Raw genomic sequence first — 18653 nt, 5'->3', positions numbered from 1 at the left:
AGTTCTCAAACAACAACCCCAAACCACACACCCCACACATCTACATGCATGATCGGTGCAGCCAGGAAAACCAGAAACAAACAAACCCGGAAACCACCGCAGCCAAAGCCACAATCATCCCGGCCCTGTTGCCTCAGGACCCAACAGTGTGCCAAACACTACCCAACACCACAAACCACCAGCGTTCCCGAACCAACCCCACAAGGAGATCAGCCCGTACTAACAAACGGTCCGTGCCACCAGGCACCTATTCGTTGATATTCCACCCATGAGCACCCGCCGCAGAACAAACGTCTGCGCAACGGGCATATACTCCTGACAAACCCCCACCAACGCATACACGCAGCAGAAGCCTGTAGGTGCTCCTTAGAAAGGAGGTGATCCAGCCGCACCTTCCGGTACGGCTACCTTGTTACGACTTAGTCCCAATCGCCAGTCCCACCTTCGACAGCTCCCTCCCACAAGGGGTTAGGCCACCGGCTTCGGGTGTTACCAACTTTCGTGACTTGACGGGCGGTGTGTACAAGGCCCGGGAACGTATTCACCGCAGCGTTGCTGATCTGCGATTACTAGCGACTCCGACTTCATGGGGTCGAGTTGCAGACCCCAATCCGAACTGAGACCGGCTTTTTGGGATTAGCTCCACCTCACAGTATCGCAACCCTTTGTACCGGCCATTGTAGCATGCGTGAAGCCCAAGACATAAGGGGCATGATGATTTGACGTCGTCCCCACCTTCCTCCGAGTTGACCCCGGCAGTCTCCTATGAGTCCCCACCATCACGTGCTGGCAACATAGAACGAGGGTTGCGCTCGTTGCGGGACTTAACCCAACATCTCACGACACGAGCTGACGACAACCATGCACCACCTGTAAACCGACCGCAAGCGGGGCACCTGTTTCCAGGTCTTTCCGGTTCATGTCAAGCCTTGGTAAGGTTCTTCGCGTTGCATCGAATTAATCCGCATGCTCCGCCGCTTGTGCGGGCCCCCGTCAATTCCTTTGAGTTTTAGCCTTGCGGCCGTACTCCCCAGGCGGGGCACTTAATGCGTTAGCTACGGCGCGGAAAACGTGGAATGTCCCCCACACCTAGTGCCCAACGTTTACGGCATGGACTACCAGGGTATCTAATCCTGTTCGCTCCCCATGCTTTCGCTCCTCAGCGTCAGTTAATGCCCAGAGACCTGCCTTCGCCATCGGTGTTCCTCCTGATATCTGCGCATTTCACCGCTACACCAGGAATTCCAGTCTCCCCTACATCACTCTAGTCTGCCCGTACCCACCGCAGATCCGGAGTTGAGCCCCGGACTTTCACGGCAGACGCGACAAACCGCCTACGAGCTCTTTACGCCCAATAATTCCGGATAACGCTTGCGCCCTACGTATTACCGCGGCTGCTGGCACGTAGTTAGCCGGCGCTTCTTCTGCAGGTACCGTCACTTTCGCTTCTTCCCTACTGAAAGAGGTTTACAACCCGAAGGCCGTCATCCCTCACGCGGCGTCGCTGCATCAGGCTTGCGCCCATTGTGCAATATTCCCCACTGCTGCCTCCCGTAGGAGTCTGGGCCGTGTCTCAGTCCCAGTGTGGCCGGTCACCCTCTCAGGCCGGCTACCCGTCGTCGCCTTGGTGAGCCATTACCTCACCAACAAGCTGATAGGCCGCGAGTCCATCCAAAACCACAAAAAGCTTTCCACCCCCCACCATGCGATGAGGAGTCATATCCGGTATTAGACCCAGTTTCCCAGGCTTATCCCAGAGTTAAGGGCAGGTTACTCACGTGTTACTCACCCGTTCGCCACTAATCCACCAGCAAGCTGGCTTCATCGTTCGACTTGCATGTGTTAAGCACGCCGCCAGCGTTCATCCTGAGCCAGGATCAAACTCTCCGTTGAAGTAAAACAAAAACAGACACAACCCCCAGCCCCGGGAAAACGGGACCAAAAAGCTGCACAAAATTTGAAACCAGCTGTAAAAACCAGACCACCCACAGGGGCGGGCAGCCCGGCAAATCCAACCAATTCATAAAACAAATCGGTATCAACAAACTTGGCACACTATTGAGTTCTCAAACAACAGACACACCCGGCACCACCACAACACTTCCATGTCAAGGATCGCTCCGGAGCAACTTTTCAAACTTACCGGCTGCCTTCTCACTTGTCAAACCGGCGTCCGCGACCATCCACACCCGAAGGCTTGATTGTCGGTTTTTCCGTCTGACTCCGTGGAGCAGCGCGGAAATAAACTCTACCACCACTCGTCCGAGATGGCCAACCCGGCTTCGGGAGAGATCCCGAGCACGCCACGCATGCCACGAAAAAGCCCGGAACCACAAGGATTCCGGGCCCTCCCGCCAAGCATCAGCGGAACTACACAGCTGCTGAGGACACCGGCTTGAAGTACGCAGCACCGAGCGGCGGCAGCGTAACGCTCAGGGTGGCCGGCTGTCCGTCCTGCCCCTCATCCGTGGCCTTCAACTCGCCGTTGTTCAGCACCCCGGAACCGCCGTACGCCGTGGCATCGGTGTTCATCACTTCCGTCCAGGCACCTGCTTCCGGCACTCCCAGGGTGTAGCCGGCATGCGGCGACCCGGAAAAGTTGATGGCGCAGACCAGGGCATTGCCCTCCTTGTCCCAGCGAATAAACGACAGTACGTTGCGGTCTGCGTCCCCCCCGTTGATCCACTGGAAGCCGCCGGGCTCGTTATCGCGGGCATAAAGGGCCGGGGTGGATGCGTAGAGCTCGTTGAGGTCCTTGGTCAGCAGCTGCAGTCCCTTGTGGGCGGGGATGTCAGCGAGCCACCAGTCGAGCCCGTGCTGTTCGGACCACTCCGCTTCCTGGCCAAACTCGGTACCCATAAAGATGAGCTGCTTGCCCGGGTGGGCCCACTGGTAGGCAAAGAAAGCGCGCAGGTTGGCAAGTTGCTGCCATCTGTCGCCGGGCATCTTGCGGAGCATGGAGCCCTTGCCGTGAACTACCTCGTCATGGCTAATGGGAAGCAGGAAGTTTTCGGTGAAGGCGTAAACCATGGAGAACGTGACAGTGCCGTGGTGCCACTTGCGGTTGATGGGCTCCTCGGAGGCGTACTTCAGGGAGTCGTGCATCCAGCCCATGTTCCACTTCAGGCCAAAGCCAAGGCCGCCGTGGCTGGTGGGTGCGGTGACGCCGGGGAAGGCCGTTGATTCTTCGGCGATCATGACAGCACCGGGGTGCGTCTTGTACACGGTGGCATTGACTTCCTGGAGGAAGGAAATGGCTTCCAGGTTCTCCCTGCCGCCGAAGCGGTTGGGCCGCCATTGCCCTTCGTCACGGGAATAGTCCAGGTACAGCATGGAAGCGACGGCATCTACGCGAAGGCCGTCGATGTGGAACTCGTCCAGCCAGTACAGGGCGTTGGCCACGAGGAAGTTGCGGACTTCGGTGCGGCCGAAGTCGAAGATCAGCGTGCCCCAGTCCGGGTGTTCACCCAGGGAGGGATCGGCGTGCTCGTACAGGGGCTCGCCGTCGAACTGGGCAAGGGCCCAGGCGTCCTTGGGGAAGTGTGCGGGCACCCAGTCCAGGAGGACCCCGATGCCGGCCTGGTGAAGTGCGTCCACCAGGTACCGGAATTCGTCGGGGTGGCCGAACCGGGAGGTGGGGGCGAAGTACGACGTGACCTGGTAGCCCCAGGATCCGCCGAAGGGGTGCTCCGCAACGGGCATGAACTCCACGTGCGTGAAGCCAAGCCACTTAACGTAGTCCACCAGTTCCTTGGCAAGTTCCCGGTAGCCGAGCCCAAGCTTCCACGAACCAAGGTGGACTTCGTAGACGCTCATGGCCGAGTTGTGCGGATCCCGCTGGGCCCGGGCCTCCATCCATTCGTCGTCCTTGAAGGCATACGAGGGCTCGACAACCCTCGACGCCGTCAACGGCGGAACCTCGGTTCCGAAGGCAAGCGGGTCAGCCTTCTCCACCCAGTGGCCGGACTTGGTCCGGATTTCGAATTTGTAGCACGCCCCTGCTGCAACCCCCGGAACGAAGATCTCCCATACGCCGGACGAGCCAAGGGAGCGGAGCGAGTTTTCGCGCCCGTCCCAGGCGTTGAAGTCTCCAATAATGCGCACAGCCTGTGCGTTGGGCGCCCAAACGGCAAAGGACACTCCGTCCACGTCTCCCAGGGACGACTTGTAATGCTGGACATGGGCGCCCAGCACTTCCCAGAGCTTCTCGTGCCGGCCTTCGCCAATGAGGTGCAGATCCACTTCACCGACAGTTGGCAGGTAGCGGTAGGGCTCGTCCACGGTGACGGGTTCAGCACCCGGGTAGGTGACGGCCAGGCGGTAATCCGGGACGTGCCCCTGCTGCAGCGGCTCCAGAACAGCCACCCACACGCCGTGGGCTTCATGCTCCATCGGGATTTCGCCGGCCGCAGTGATGACGGTGACGGCTTCCGCCAAATGCTTCACGGTACGGATGGTGACGTGCCCGTAGTCGTCCAGGTGCGCGCCCAGGATGGAATGGGGGGCGTGGTGTTCACCGTTCGCGATCTTGCCAAGGGTGCCCGCATCCACATGCAGCGGCACCCCCGGACGGTCCGTTCGTGCTGAGCCTGTCATTTCACTACCTTCCGATGCTGCCCCGGCTTGGTCGCCGGCGCCGTTACCGCTGAGGAGCCGCCTGGAGGCGTTCACAGGGATCGCCAGCCAGTCCGGCCTGTTACGCATTTCATAAACTACTTCGTACAGGGCCTTGTCCAGCCACAATGCCACAAAAAGGGGTGACTCCCTGTTGACCGTACCCGGTGTGACACCCGCATAACCGGCAAGGAACGCCTCGGCGCAGTCATCAACCCAGGTGGCCGGCACCTGGGCGCCTTCCTGCTCCCGCAGCGCAGCTCCTGCCGCATAGTCGAAGGACCGCAGCATGCCCACGACGTCCCGCAGGGGAACATCGGGAACGTTCCGCTCCGCGATGGGGCGCAACGGTTCGCCTTCGAAGTCGAGGATCGCCCACCGGGGAGGGTTTCCGGCCTGTCCCGGGACCTGGAGGATCTGGCCAAGGTGAAGGTCTCCGTGAATCCGCTGGAGCGGACCGGTTGGCACGGCGTCGAGCCCGGCCAGGAGCTCGTCCAGAGCTGCGTCGTAAGGCCCGACGGCGGAGGCGGCTTCTGCCCACGCCTGCCGGACGCGCTGGGCTACGGCGGGGGCAATCGCCTTTCCGGGCTCAGCCTCCGCTGATTGCCCCAGCGCTTCCGCAAGCCGGCGGTGGACCGTCGCCGTGGCGGCGCCCAGGGCGCGCGCCTCAGCCGTAAAATCCGTTCCGGACCGGGCCGCGTCAACAGCGAGGCGCCAGGCATCGCGTCCGCCGGCCAGGAATTCGTGCGCCACCGCAAGCTCCCCCTGGACATACCGCGAGCCGGAGCCAGGGCCGTCGGAGGAAGGCGCGCCCTGCGTCAGCCATTCCCCGCGCACCCACCCCAGGGTGGCCGGTACTTCGGTGGTGCCTGCCGACGTGAGGGCAGCGCCCACCTCGACCTCGGGGTTCGTCCCGTCCGACAAGACGCGGAAGAACTTCACGATGGCGGCCGATTCGCCGTCGTCCACAATTACCGAACTGTTGGACTGCTCCCCGGAAAGGACCTTCACCACTCCCCGCGCGGTGGGAAGTCGGTGGTTTCCCGGCGCCCGGAAGCCGGTAGCGGTGCCGCTGGGCGCCTTTTCCCCGCCGCGCATCAGCTCAAGCCAGCCACCAACAAAATCCGGATCGTGCACGGCGTCGTAGACCCATGGCCTGGACGGATCCGTCCCCGCGGCCTCCCCCACCAGCGCTCGCTCCATGCCGGCCGCAGGCGCCGGGCGAAAGCTCAAGGGGACCTGGACGACGTCCGTGCGGCGGCCGCCTGCTGCTCCCTTCGTGGTCACTTTCAGGAGGAACACCGCGAGTGCGGCGTGGCCGGAAGGGTCCTCCAGCCCCAGGCTGCCCGCCTGGGACAGCTCGAAGCCGGGCGACTTGACGGGGAACCATCGTTGCCTCGGTAGCCATTCCTGAAGCAGCGCGGTAAGGGCGGGAGTAAGGATGGGCTGGTTCATGTCAGTTCTCAATCGAGAGGATCGGCATAGCCTGCGTATAGGGGGACGAAGGACTGGACGCTGCCGACCGGACCCGCAGCCAGAAAAAGTCGTGGCTGCCCAGGGTCAGCGTCAGCGTCCCGTCCTCGTTGATGCCAGGAAACGGCTGGCCGCCAAACACGTCACGAAGACCGCGCCCGCCGTAATCGGGGACGCGCAGCCTGGCGGCCACTGGATGCTGCGAGAGGTTGAATGCACACAGAATGGATTCGCCGTCCACTCCGGCGGAGTTTCCGTTGGGCAACTCCCGGAGGTAAGCCAGCACGGCGTCATGGTCGGCCTCAACATGCTTGAACGAACCGAGGCCGAAGGCGGGATGGTTTTTGCGGACGCTGAGGATTTGCCGCGTCCAGCGAAGGAGGGACCCCGAGTGGGCGGCCTCGGCCTCAACGTTTGCCATGTTGTAGTTGTAAACAAGCGACTGGATGACCGGCAGGTAGAGCTTGCCCGGGTCCCCATTGGAGAAGCCGGCGTTCCGGTCCGGGTTCCACTGCATGGGAGTCCTGACGGCGTCCCGGTCCTCAAGCCAGATGTTGTCCCCCATGCCGATCTCGTCCCCGTAGTACAGGAACGGGCTGCCCGGAAGCGACAGCAGCAGGGCGTTGATCAGCTCAATCTCCGCCCGGGAGTTATCCAGCAGGGGCGCGAGCCGGCGGCGGATGCCGATGTTGGCGCGCATCCGGGGATCCGGCGCATACCAGCCAAGCATCGCTGCGCGCTCATCGGCGGTCACCATCTCAAGGGTCAGCTCGTCATGGTTGCGCAGGAAGGTGCCCCACTGGGCGCCGTCGGGAATGTCAGGGGTGTCCTGCATCGTCTCGATGATGGGTGCAGCCTTTTGGTCCCGGAGCGCGTAGTAGAGCCTGGGCATGATCGGGAAGTGGAAGGCCATGTGGCACTCCGGCTCCTCGTCCGTCCCGAAATACTCCACCACTTCATTGGGTGGCTGGTTGGCCTCGGCGATGATGACCCGGCCCGGGTAGCTTTCGTCCACCATCGCGCGGAGCTTCCGGAGGAAGTCATGCGTGGCAGGCAGGTTCTCGCAGTTGGTCCCCTCCTCCTCGAAGAGGTAGGGGATGGCGTCCGCGCGGAACCCGTCAATGCCCTGGTCCAGCCAAAACCGGACCACATCGAACAGGGCATCGATGACCTTGGGGTTCTCAAAATTCAGGTCAGGCTGGTGACTGAAGAACCGATGCCAGAAGAACTGCCGGCGGATGGGATCGAAGGTCCAGTTCGATTCCTCGGTGTCCACGAAGATGATGCGGGCGTCCTGGTACTTCTCGTCTGTGTCGCTCCAGACGTAAAAGTCGCCGAAGGGCCCCTCCGGGTCCTTCCGCGATTCCTGGAACCAGGGGTGCTGGTCGGAGGTGTGGTTCAGCGGCAGGTCGATGATGACCCGCACTCCCCTGGCATGCGCCTCGGCGACCAGCCGCTTGAAGTCGGAGATGGTGCCGAACTCGTCCAGCACCGAGTTGTAGTCGGAGATGTCGTAACCCCCGTCGCGCAGCGGCGACTGGAAGAACGGCGGCAGCCACAGGCAATCCACGCCCAGCCACTGCAGGTAGTCAAGCCTGTCGATGAGGCCCGAGAAATCTCCCGAGCCGTCACCGTTGGCATCCGCAAAAGCTCTGACGAGGACCTCGTAGAAAACGGCTTTCCGGTACCACAGCGGATCGTGCTGCAGGCCCGGGGCATTCAGTTCGAAGGTGCTCTTCGGCGTAAAATGCTGGCCCGAACTTTGCGGATTAAAACTCACTGATGCGTTCTCCTCACGCTGAGGATGTGTGCGGGCTCAACATGCGGATCGAGGCGGACGTAGTTGAACTCGCCCCATTCCCAGCTTTCACCGGAGATGAGGTCGTCCACGTGGAAGCCGCCGTTCGCGGTGAGGTCCTGGGGATTCAGCTCGAGGGCAGCCAGGTCCAGCGAGACACTGCATTCCTTGGTGACGTGGGGGTCCAGGTTGACCACCACGATAATGGTGTCCTTGGATCCATCGGCGAGGGTCTTGTGCTTGGAGTACACCACTGTCGAATCATCAGTGCTGTGGTGGACCGTCAGGTTTTGCAGGTCCTGCAGCGCCGGGTGCGTGTGGCGCAGTTCATTCAGCCTGGTGATGTACGGGGCAAGTGTCCGCCCGGACTGTGCGGCTGCGTCCCAGTCCCGTGCCTTGTACTCGAACTTTTCGTTGTCGATGTACTCCTCGGCCCCCGGCCGGGCAACGTGCTCGTACAGCTCGTAGCCCGCATAGACCCCCCACAGAGGGCTTGCCGTGGCGGCAAGTGCTGCCCTGATCCTGAACGCCGCCGGGCCGCCGAACTGAAGGTATTCCGTCAGGATGTCCGGGGTGTTCACGAAAAAGTTGGGCCGGAAGAAGGCCGAGGACTCGTGGCTAACCTCGTGGAAGTACTGCTCAATTTCCTTTTTGGTGTTGCGCCACGTGAAGTAGGTGTAGGACTGCTGGAAGCCCGCGCGGCCCAGCGCGTGCATCATGGCCGGACGGGTGAAGGCCTCAGCCAGGAAAACAACCCCGGGAACTTCCTTATTAACCTGTGCAATGAGCCATTCCCAGAACCACACGGGCTTGGTGTGCGGGTTATCCACACGGAAAATCTTTACGCCGTGGCTGACCCAGAGCAGGACAATACGGAGAATTTCGTTTGAGAGCCCCTCCGGATCGTTATCGAAATTCAGCGGATAAATGTCCTGGTACTTCTTGGGCGGGTTTTCCGCATAGGCAATGCTGCCGTCCACCCGGGTAGTGAACCACTGGGGATTCGACTGGACCCAGGGATGGTCCGGGGCAGCCTGCAAAGCCAGGTCCAAAGCCACTTCCAGGCCCAGTTCGTTGGCCCGCGCCACGAAGGCGTCAAAGTCATCAAAGGTTCCAAGGTCCGGGTGGATGGCGTCGTGACCGCCCTCCTTGCCGCCGATCGCCCACGGCGAGCCGGGATCGTTCGGCCCTGCGATCAGGGTGTTGTTGGGTCCCTTGCGGTGCTGGACACCGATGGGGTGGATGGGCGGCATATAAATCACGTCGAAGCCCATGGCGGCAACAGCATCGAGCCGTTGCGCGGCGGTGCGGAAGTTTCCCGAGGTCCAGACCCCCGTGTTGTGGTCCAGGACCGCACCTTCGGAGCGGGGGAAGAACTCGTACCAGGCGCCGCGGCCGGCAAGATCCCGTTCAACCAGCAGCGGGAACTTCTCGGATACGGTGACCAGCTCCCGGATGGGCTGGTGCGCTACAACGCCGGCCACGTCTTGACTGAATCCTGCCCCGAGACGCTCCTCCGTGCTGAGGGAAGGGTCCGCCAGCCTGTCGGCGGCCCTTCGGAGAACTCCCCTGTCCCACTCGCTGCGGGAGTGGTCGTCGGACGCTTCATGGAGCAGCGCGGCACCCTCGGCGAGCATCAGCTCGACGTCAATCCCGGCTTCCACCTTCACCTCCGCGTTGTGGTGCCAGGTGCCGTAGCGGTCGTGCCAGGCTTCGATAACGAAGGACCAGTTGCCAATGTCCGACGGCGTGAGGACGCCTTCCCAGCGGTCGGTGCCCATGCCGCGTTCCCCGCGGGGCGGCGTGAGCCTGACGCGTTGGCGTTCCTGGCCGGCCGGATCCAGGAGCACGGCATTGACCCCAAGCTGGTCATGCCCTTCCCGGAACGCGGTGGCGCCCACCACGATTCCCTCGCCAGGCAGGGCCTTGGCGGGGAACTTTCCACCCTCCACCACCGGCTGCACGGCCGTGATGGGGAAACGTCCAAACTGCAGGCCGTCCGTGATGGGGCCCTGCGGCTTTTTCTCTGATGCGGCAATGGTTCCTGAGTTAGTCGTCACACGCTCGACGTTAGCGAGAAATGAGCCGGATTGCTAAGCCTGCGCACCAATTTTGTTGCGGCCGTGTCATTTCCTCCAAGCCCGCTGTCATTTACCCAAAAGAAACCCAATGCCGGTTCCGGCTGCGCATGTTGTCCGTTAGTGTGACGCAGGTGAAGGCAATCCGCAGATTTACGGTCCGTACAGTCCTCCCCGAACCGATCAGGCCGCTCGCCCGGCTGGCGAGTAATTTGCGCTGGTCCTGGCACCGCCCCACGCGGGAACTCTTCGCCGCGCTGAACCCGCGGCTGTGGGCGGAAAGCGGCGAGGACCCCGTCGGTTTCCTGGGCTTGGTAAGCCGCGAAGAGTTCCAGCAGCTCGCCGCAGACCAGTCGGTAGTGGACCGTGTCCGCGCAGCCGATGAGGACCTGGACCGGTACCTCGAGGCGCCCCGCTGGTACCAGAGCCTGGGTCCGGACGCACCGGCGGCGATTGCCTACTTCTCCCCCGAATTCGGTATCACCGAAGTCCTCCCCCAGTACTCCGGCGGCCTGGGCATCCTGGCGGGCGACCACCTTAAGGCAGCCTCGGACCTGGGCGTGCCCCTGATCGGAGTTGGCCTGCTCTACCAGGCCGGATACTTCAAGCAGTCGCTGTCCCGTGACGCCTGGCAGCAGGAAACCTACCCTGTCCTGGATCCGGACGGCCTGCCGCTCACCCTCCTGCGCGAGCCTTCCCGCGACGGCAACGGCCGGCCCCTGCAAATCTCCCTGCCCCTTCCCAACAACCGCCGGCTGCTGGCACACATTTGGCGCGCCGACGTCGGACGCGTCCCGCTGCTGCTCCTGGACTCAAACGTTCCGGGCAATGATGAAGCGGCCCGCAGCATCACCGATCGTCTCTACGGCGGCGGGGGGGACCACCGGCTGCAGCAGGAACTGCTGCTGGGCATGGGCGGGGTCAAGGCGCTGCGCGCCTTCCAGAAGCTCACCGGGACCGGCGCACCGGAAGTGTTCCACACCAATGAAGGCCACGCAGGTTTCCTGGGCATCGAGCGCATCCAGGAACTGATGTCCGGTGACGAGGCGCTGACATTTGACGAGGCTTTGGCTGCCGGCCGCGCCTCCACCGTGTTTACTACGCACACCCCGGTGCCTGCCGGAATCGACAGGTTCGAGATCTCCCAGATCCACCACTTCTTCCAGGCGGGGCTTGCACCGGCCGTGCCGGTGGACCGGATCCTGGAGCTTGGCCGCGAAAATTACGCCGAGGGCAACCCCTCCGTTTTCAACATGGCAGTCATGGGCCTGCGGCTGGCGCAGCGGGCAAACGGCGTGGCCAAGCTGCACGGCGAAGTGTCCCGCGGGATGTTCTCCGCGCTGTGGCCGGGCTTCGACCACTCGGAGGTGCCCATCACCTCCGTGACCAACGGGGTGCACGTGCCCACCTGGGTGGACAGCCGCATCTCAAGGCTCGCCCGGGACCAGTTCGGCAGCGAGGCCGAAGCGCTGGGCCGCTGGGACCTTGCCTACAACGTCAGCGACGCCGATGTGTGGGAGCTGCGCCGCGAGATGAGGAGCGCACTGGTTGAGGACGTCCGCCGCCGGCTGCGCGCCGCGTGGAAGGGACGCGGCGCGGCCGATGCCGAGCTGCGCTGGACGGACAAGGTGCTGGACCCGGACGTATTGACCATCGGGTTCGCCCGCCGCGTGCCCACCTACAAGCGCCTCACCCTGATGCTGCGCGAGCCGGACCGGCTCAAGGCACTCCTCCTGCACAAGGAGCACCCGATCCAGCTGGTAATTGCCGGCAAGTCCCACCCCGCGGACGACGCCGGCAAGAAGATGATCCAGGACCTGGTCCGCTTCACCGATGACCCGGAGGTCCGCCACCGCATCGCCTTCCTGCCCAACTACGACATCGCGATGGCGCGGACGCTGTTCCCCGGTTGCGATGTGTGGCTGAACAATCCGCTCCGGCCGCTTGAGGCCTGCGGAACGTCCGGCATGAAAGCTGCGCTTAACGGTTCGCTGAACCTGTCCGTTCTGGACGGCTGGTGGGATGAGATGTACGACGGCGAGAACGGCTGGGCCATTCCCACGGCCAATAACGACGCATCACCCGATGAGCGCGACGATATCGAGGCCGCCGCACTCTACGAGCTCCTTGAGACGCAGGTTGCCCCGCGGTTCTACGGCAGCACAGTTTCGGAAGCGGCTGGAGCCGCGGGGCCGTCGACGTCGGGCAGCGAGAAAGTGCCCACGCACTGGGTGTCGATGATCAAGCACACGCTGTCGCACCTCGGCCCGGCGGTTTCAGCCGAGCGCATGCTGCGCGACTACGTGAACATCCTCTACCGGCCGGCAGCAGAGGCAGGCCGGAGCGCCGGTGCCAACTCCTACTCCCAGGCCCGGACGCTGGCAGCCTGGACGGCCAAGGTCCGGTCCGCCTGGCCGCAGGTGCACGTGGAGCACGTGGATTCGGTGGGAGTCTCGGAGGATCCGCAGATCGGTGACACCCTGCAGGTCAATGCCTACGTGGCGCTGAACAGCCTCACCCCGGACGACGTCAGCGTGGAAGTTGCCTACGGCATGGCTGAGGAAAGCGACACGCTCACTGACATCACCGTGGTGGAACTGAAGGTCCAGGAAGACCTTGGCAGCGGCCGCCATCTTTTCAGCGGGTCCCTGGTGATCGACCGCTCGGGATCCTTTGGCTACACCGTCCGGGTGCTGCCGCGGCACGATGCGCTGGCATCAAAGGCCGAGCTGGGCCTGATCGTCAACGCATAACAGGCAGGGCCCGAACCACTGCAGGAGGATTCCATGAACGACCGGACTGTGGCAGACCTGATCGTGGAACGGCTCACAACGTGGGGCGTCAGCCGTGTGTTCGGTTACAGCGGCGACGGGATCAACGGGTTCATGGGGGCCCTCCGCCGCGCGGAGGGCCGGATTGAATTCGTACAGGCCCGGCACGAGGAAACCGCGGCTTTTATGGCGGTGGGACATGCGAAGTACACCGGCGGGGTGGGAGTGGTCACGTCCACGCAGGGACCCGGCGCCGTTCACCTCCTCAACGGCCTCTACGACGCCAAGCTCGACGGCGTGCCTGTGGTGGCCATTGTGGGGCAGCAGAGCAGGACCGTGCTGGGGTCGGCCTACATGCAGGAAATTGAGCTGAGCGTCCTGTTCAAGGACGTGGCAGCCCAGTTCGTGCAGCAGGTCAACGCCCCCGAGCAGCTTCCCATGGTGCTGGACCGCGCCTTCCGTACAGCCAAGGCCACCTCCTCGCCGTGTGTTGTGATCCTGCCGCATGACATCCAGTCCGCGCCTGCACCGCAGCTGGAACAGGAACACGGCGTGGTGGTCACCGCGCCGACCTGGAGCACGTCCGCCAAGACCCCGCGCGAGGAAGACCTGGACGCCGCTGCCGCCATCCTCAACAACGCGCAGCGGGTGGCGCTGCTCGTAGGACAGGGCGCCAGGCACGCGGCCGCCGAAGTGGTGGCCGTGGCGGAGCAGCTGGGGGCGGGAGTGGCCACGAGCCTCCTGGGCAAGCCTTACGTGGACGAGACCTTGCCCTTCGCCGTGGGCACCATGGGACATTTGGGCACCACCGCCAGTGCCCACCTGCTGGGCAACTGTGATGCGCTGCTGATCGTCGGCTCAAACGATCCCTGGACCGAGTTTTATCCCCCTCCCGGAGCTGCCCGCGCCGTCCAGATCGATATCGACGAGCGGAAGATCGGCAACCGCTACCCCGTGGAAGTGGGGCTGGCAGGAGACGCGGCCGGCGCCCTCCAGGCCCTTGGTTCGCGGCTCAACCAGCGGCCGCGCGGGCAATGGCGGGCCGACGTCGAACAGGAAGTCACGCGTTGGCGGGCACTGGCCGAAGAACGTGCAGCGGTACCTGCCCGGCCCGTGAACCCGGAGCGCGTGGTGCGGGAACTCAACGGCAGGCTTCCGGCCAACGCCCAGGTGAGTGTCGACGTCGGCAGTTGCGTTTATTGGTATTCCCGCCAGCTGGTTCTTCCGCACGGCGTACCGGCGCACCTCTCGGGGACGCTGGCCAGCATGGGCTGCTCCATCCCGTATGGCATTGCGGCCAAGCTTGCCCACCCCGACCGGCCGCTGGTGGCGCTGTCGGGGGACGGCGCCATGCAGATGTCAGGAATCGCCGAACTGGTGACGGTGGCACACCGCTGGCGGCAGTGGGAGGACCCCCGGTTTGTCGTCTGCGTCTTCAACAACCGGGAGCTCACCGAAGTGACGTGGGAGCAGCGCGAGTCCGAGGGCGAGCCGCGGTTCCGGGACAGCCAGGAACTCCCCGACTTCCCGTTCGCGGGCTACGCCGAACTGCTGGGCCTCACGGGCATCCGGGTGGACGATCCAGAGCGCCTGGGTGATGCCTGGGAACGGGCGTTCGCGGCTGACCGCCCGGTGGTGATCGAAGTGCTGACCGACCCCGAGGTTCCCCTCCTGCCGCCCTTCCCCGGAGGCCGGGAGAAGGCGGAGAGCATGCGCAAGGCCCTTGCGGAGGAGCCGGGCGGCAGCCGGGCCTTGGATCTGCTGGACACGTACACCGGTCAGGAAGAACGCTCCTAGGGCAGCTGCGATGGGTGTTAGAGCATGACGGCGGTGACGGAGAGGTCTTTGCCGGCGTAGCGCTCTGCGTCCTGCAGGATCTCGCAGATAACCCCGAATGACCGGTCGGCGCGGAAAGGCGCTGCCACCTGCCACAGCACCGTGACCGGCGGGTTGCCGTTGTCCGTGATGCTGTCCGCGAAGTCATGCAGGGAATCGTTCAGGGCATCAAGGTTGACGCCGTAGTGTTCCGGGAAGTTCAGGACTTCGCCAAAGGTTTCCAGGACTGCCTTCTTGCTGTCGGCCGCGGGAACCAGCAGGCTGCGGCGGCCGGCGTCGGCCACCTGCTCCTGCAGTTCTTCCAGGGTCCAGGTCTCGCCGGAGTAGATTCTCATTGTTGCCTAGCTGCCTTCTGCTATGAAACGAAACGTCTCGTAGTGGTCATCCGTGTAGTACTTCCCGTCGCCGCCCGCCACAATGCGCCGGGCTCCCCGGTCTGATTCTCCCGGCGTGGGCACCGTGTATTCGCGGTAGTAGCCCCTGTCCCGCCGCGGCAGGATCCGCTCGAAGTTCCCGAAGGTTTGGTCATCCTGGCTGTATCGGTACGGTCCCCCCGCACGAATGAGGTCGAGGGTCCTGCGGCCTTCAGCCGGCAAGGCCGACTCCCGCACCTCCGGCAGCCCGGACGGGTTGTCCGGTGCCTGCGGCTTGGGAGAAGCATCTGCTTCCCCGGAACCTGTTGCGGCACCTGCTGCGGGCGTGGCCCCGGACCCAACCTCCGGCGTCGTACTTTCCGCCAGCTGGCCCAGGATCCCGGAGCCACCGAACGCGAGCAGCCCGAGCACCACGAGCGCAGTCAGCAGCAAGGGCAGGATTTTGCGGTTGCGCATTATGGTGTTCCCCGCTGCATCAGGTGCGGTAGATGTTGATGGAGTTGGCCTCCACGAGGTCCGTCTCCCCCGAAGCCACCCTGCTGCCTTGGCGAAGCTCGTGCTGGGGTGTGGTGGTCAGCCGCAGCTCGAACTTCGGGTGCGGTGTGCCCCCGGTGATGATCCGGGGCAGTGTGATCTGAATATCGGAGGTGCTGCCGTTCACCACCACCAGGCCGGCCAGCGTTCCATCCTCCGAGCCGAGCAGGAGTTGCATCACGCGGTGCTGCGGATCGTTCCAGCGTTCCATGGACATGGGCTGCCCGGCCTGGTCGAACCAGTACAGGTAGGACTGCTCATCCCGGTCCGGGAAATCATGGGGCTGCGCGGCCAGGAACTCCTTGCGGAGACGGATGTACCGTTTGGTGGTCCGGAGCATCTCGGAGGACTCCGGAGTCCTGGTCCAGTCCACCCAGGCGAGGGCGTTGTCCTGGCAGTACGCGTTGTTGTTCCCCTGCTGGGTCCGCGCCAGTTCGTCTCCGGCCGTGATCATCGGGACGCCGAGGGAAATCAACAACGAGGCCATGAGGTTGCGCCGGGACTGGGCGCGCCGGGCCAGGACGCCGCCATCCTCGGTGGGGCCTTCAAAACCGTGGTTGTAGCTGCGGTTGTCGCCGTGGCCGTCCCGGTTCTGCTCACCGTTGGCTTCATTGTGTTTGCGGTCGTAGGAGACGAGGTCGTTCAGGGTGAAGCCGTCGTGGGAGGCGATGTAATTGACCGACGCCAGCCGGGAGCGGCCGGACCCCGCAAAGAGGGCTGCGGAACCGGACATCACGTCGGCGAGCCGGGCCACCGATCCGCCGTGTCCGCCGGATTCGAGGGACGCCAGGTCGGCCAGCCAGAATGAGCGCACGGCGTCACGGAAGTGGTCGTTCCAGTCCGCCCAGCCAACCGGGAAGCGCCCGGTTTGCCAGCCGCCATAGCCAATATCCCAGGGTTCGGCGATCAGTTTCACGTCAGACAGCACGGGGTCCGCCGCAATGGCCACCAGGAACGGGTGCCGGGGATCGAAGTCGTTGGCCTCGTTGCGGCAAAGCGTGACGGCAAGGTCGAACCGGAAGCCGTCAATGTGGAACTCGTCCACCCAGTGGCGCAGGGAGTCCACCACCAGCTGGACCACCTGGGGCTCAGCAAAGTTCAGGCTGTTGCCGCAGCCCGTGGTGTCCACGTACTTGCCGTTCCCGTCCGTCCGGTAGTACTTGTCCTCCCCCAGCCCGCGGAAGCTCAAGGCCTGACCGTCCGGCCCGCCCTCCGCGGTGTGGTTGTACACGACGTCAAGGATGACTTCCAGCCCTGCGGCGTGGAGGGCTTTGACCATGCCCTTGAACTCGTTTTGGACGGCTTGGGGGCCCGCTTCCTGGGCCGCCTTGGTGGCATAGCCGGGGTGCGGGGCGAAAAAGGCCGCGGTGTTGTAGCCCCAGTAGTTGGTCAGGCCCAGGTCCTGCAGGTGCGGTTCATCAAGGTGGAAGTGCACGGGCAACAGCTGAACGGCCGTGATTCCAAGGCTTTTCAGGTGTTCGACAATAGCCGGATGTGCCATGCCGGCGTAGGTGCCGCGGAGTTCCGGGGGCAGGTCGGGGTGGAGCATGCTCTGGCCACGCACGTGGGCCTCGTAGATGATGGTGTCGCGCCATTCCAGTCTGAGCCGCGTGTCAGATCCCCAGTCAAAGTCGCTGGCCATCCGGACACTGGTCAGGAATCCTTCACGCTGGTCCACTGCCCGGCCGTAGGGGTCCAGCAGCAGCGGCTGGCCGCCGTCGTCGTCAACGTCCTGGGTAGGCACGGCAAGCGGCAGGGACTGTTCGGTTGCTGCCGGGCGGAACCCATACCGCGAGCCGTAAGGAAGGTTGTCCACCATCCCGTGATGGACGCCGTGGCTCACGTTGGGCAGCGCCTGAACGCGCCAGTCATCCCCCGGGGCCCTGTAGACGATCTCCAGGCTCCGTACACCGGGGGCGTAGCAGGCCACGTTGGCCCGAGCGGCCGGCCTGGTCACGTTTCCGGCCCGACCGCCGGCGCTCACATCTGCGCGCGGGACAGTCACACCGAGTGGACGGGCCGTTGAGGCGTCCGTGGTGGAAGCAGTGTCGAAGAGCGGCATGACCATCACCTAAAATATTAGCCGCCAAGGGCACATTGCCTGCCTGCGCGTCACGATGACGCGCAGGCAGGCCGGAAAACGGAACCTTGTTACTGTGCCGTGGTTACTTAGCCGCGCGCTGGCGGGACACTTCGTACAGCGAGATGCCCACTGCCATGGAGGCGTTGAGGGATTCCATGGCCGAGTCGATGGGGATCGAAACGATCTGGTCGCAGTTCTCCCGGACCAGGCGGCTGAGGCCCTTGCCTTCCGAACCCACCACGATGCACACCGGTTCGGTGGCGAGGGTGAGGTCGGGAAGTGAAACGTCGCCGTCTCCGTCAAGGCCCAGGACAAAGATGCCCATGTTCTTGAACTGCTTCAGCGCACTGTTGAGGTTTGACGCGCGTGCCACCGGTACCCGGACCGCTGCCCCCGCACTGGTTTTCCAGGCGGACGCAGTGACACCCACCGAACGGCGTTCGGGGACAATGACGCCGTGGCCGCTGAAGGCGGAGACGGAGCGGATGATCGCGCCCAGGTTGCGGGGATCGGTGATGCCGTCCAGCGCCACAAAGAGCGGCGCGTTGGCGACGTGTCCCTTCTTCCACTTATCCACCGTTTCTTCGGCGAGTTCGTAGGCGTCCTGGTACTCGTACGGCGGGATCTGCAGGACCAGGCCCTGGTGGACGGCGTCATCAGTCATCCGGTCCAGTTCCGGTTTGCCGGTTTCCAGCAGCGGGATGCCGCGTTCGGCGGCGATCTTCAGTGATTCCTTGACCCGGTCATCCATTTCGATCCGGATGGCGATGTGCAGGGCTTTGGCGGGGATGCCGGCCCGGAGCGCTTCAACTACGGAGTTACGGCCCGTGACCACTTCCTCCGTAGCCCGTCCCTTGGGGCCTGACTTGGCTGCGCCGGCACTGCGCGCGCCCGTGCCGCGCTTGGCGGCAGAGCGCTCAGCGAGCTGCTTGGACTTGTGCGCTTTGTGGTACGGACGGTCCTCCGCCTTGGGCGTGGGGCCTTTGCCTTCGAGGGCCTTGCGGCCATGGCCACCGGTTCCGATGGTTGGGCCCTTCTTCGCTTTAACCGATCGGCGACCATTATTGGCCATGATGTTCCACCCTTGATTGT

General features: G+C 63.9%; 9 protein-coding genes and 1 rRNA gene. 2 read left to right on the top strand and 8 right to left on the bottom strand.

Annotated features, from left to right (window positions below):
- Positions 1-370: 370 nt before the first annotated feature.
- From M1E07_RS05005 to M1E07_RS04990, 4 genes are all read right to left on the bottom strand, one after another.
- A 16S ribosomal RNA gene (locus tag M1E07_RS05005) occupies positions 371-1893 on the bottom strand.
- 477 nt (positions 1894-2370) lie between these two features.
- A complete protein-coding gene (locus tag M1E07_RS05000) occupies positions 2371-6069 on the bottom strand; it encodes a 1,4-alpha-glucan branching enzyme (RefSeq protein WP_461189172.1) in 3699 nt (1232 codons plus the stop codon).
- 1 nt (position 6070) lies between these two features.
- A complete protein-coding gene (gene treS / locus M1E07_RS04995; RefSeq protein ID WP_461189171.1) occupies positions 6071-7867 on the bottom strand; it encodes a maltose alpha-D-glucosyltransferase in 1797 nt (598 codons plus the stop codon).
- A complete protein-coding gene (locus M1E07_RS04990; RefSeq protein ID WP_461189170.1) occupies positions 7864-9945 on the bottom strand; it encodes an alpha-1,4-glucan--maltose-1-phosphate maltosyltransferase in 2082 nt (693 codons plus the stop codon). Before M1E07_RS04990 ends, treS begins: the two co-directional genes overlap by 4 nt.
- Positions 9946-10097: 152 nt before the next feature.
- Between M1E07_RS04990 and glgP the strand changes: the two genes are divergently transcribed.
- Entirely contained in the window at positions 10098-12716 is a 2619-nt protein-coding gene (gene glgP, locus M1E07_RS04985; RefSeq protein WP_461189169.1) for an alpha-glucan family phosphorylase, read from the top strand.
- Between the two features lie 33 nt (positions 12717-12749).
- On the top strand, positions 12750-14531 hold the full coding sequence (locus M1E07_RS04980) for a thiamine pyrophosphate-requiring protein (RefSeq protein WP_461189168.1): 1782 nt from the start codon (positions 12750-12752) through the stop codon (positions 14529-14531).
- Positions 14532-14548: 17 nt separating this feature from the next.
- Here the strand turns inward: M1E07_RS04980 and M1E07_RS04975 are convergent, their stop codons facing one another.
- The 4 genes from M1E07_RS04975 to rlmB all read right to left on the bottom strand — a co-directional run bounded on the left by M1E07_RS04975 (position 14549) and on the right by rlmB (position 18633).
- On the bottom strand, positions 14549-14905 hold the full coding sequence (locus M1E07_RS04975; RefSeq protein WP_461189167.1) for a barstar family protein: 357 nt from the start codon (positions 14903-14905) through the stop codon (positions 14549-14551).
- A gap of 6 nt (positions 14906-14911) precedes the next feature.
- Positions 14912-15400 carry a guanyl-specific ribonuclease gene (locus M1E07_RS04970; RefSeq protein WP_461189166.1) on the bottom strand — a complete coding sequence of 163 codons (489 nt, stop codon included), beginning with the start codon at positions 15398-15400 and terminating at the stop codon, positions 14912-14914.
- Between the two features lie 19 nt (positions 15401-15419).
- Entirely contained in the window at positions 15420-17546 is a 2127-nt protein-coding gene (glgX, locus tag M1E07_RS04965; RefSeq protein ID WP_461189165.1) for a glycogen debranching protein GlgX, read from the bottom strand.
- A gap of 97 nt (positions 17547-17643) precedes the next feature.
- Positions 17644-18633, bottom strand: a complete 990-nt coding sequence (rlmB, locus tag M1E07_RS04960; protein ID WP_461189164.1) for a 23S rRNA (guanosine(2251)-2'-O)-methyltransferase RlmB — start codon at positions 18631-18633, stop codon at positions 17644-17646.
- Positions 18634-18653 lie beyond the last annotated feature (20 nt).

This window comes from Arthrobacter sp. Z4-13 (assembly GCF_054792705.1).
This window is presented reverse-complemented; position numbering and strand designations above follow the sequence as displayed.

Bases quoted from the DNA above. Each gene is read 5' to 3' on its own strand.
- M1E07_RS05000 (WP_461189172.1), bottom strand. From the start codon at position 6,069: ATGAACCAGCCCATCCTTACTCCCGCCCTTACCGCGCTGCTTCAGGAA.
- rlmB (WP_461189164.1), bottom strand. From the start codon at position 18,633: ATGGCCAATAATGGTCGCCGATCGGTTAAAGCGAAGAAGGGCCCAACC.
- M1E07_RS04980 (WP_461189168.1), top strand. From the start codon at position 12,750: ATGAACGACCGGACTGTGGCAGACCTGATCGTGGAACGGCTCACAACG.
- M1E07_RS04975 (WP_461189167.1), bottom strand. From the start codon at position 14,905: ATGAGAATCTACTCCGGCGAGACCTGGACCCTGGAAGAACTGCAGGAG.
- M1E07_RS04970 (WP_461189166.1), bottom strand. From the start codon at position 15,400: ATGCGCAACCGCAAAATCCTGCCCTTGCTGCTGACTGCGCTCGTGGTG.
- glgX (WP_461189165.1), bottom strand. From the start codon at position 17,546: ATGGTCATGCCGCTCTTCGACACTGCTTCCACCACGGACGCCTCAACG.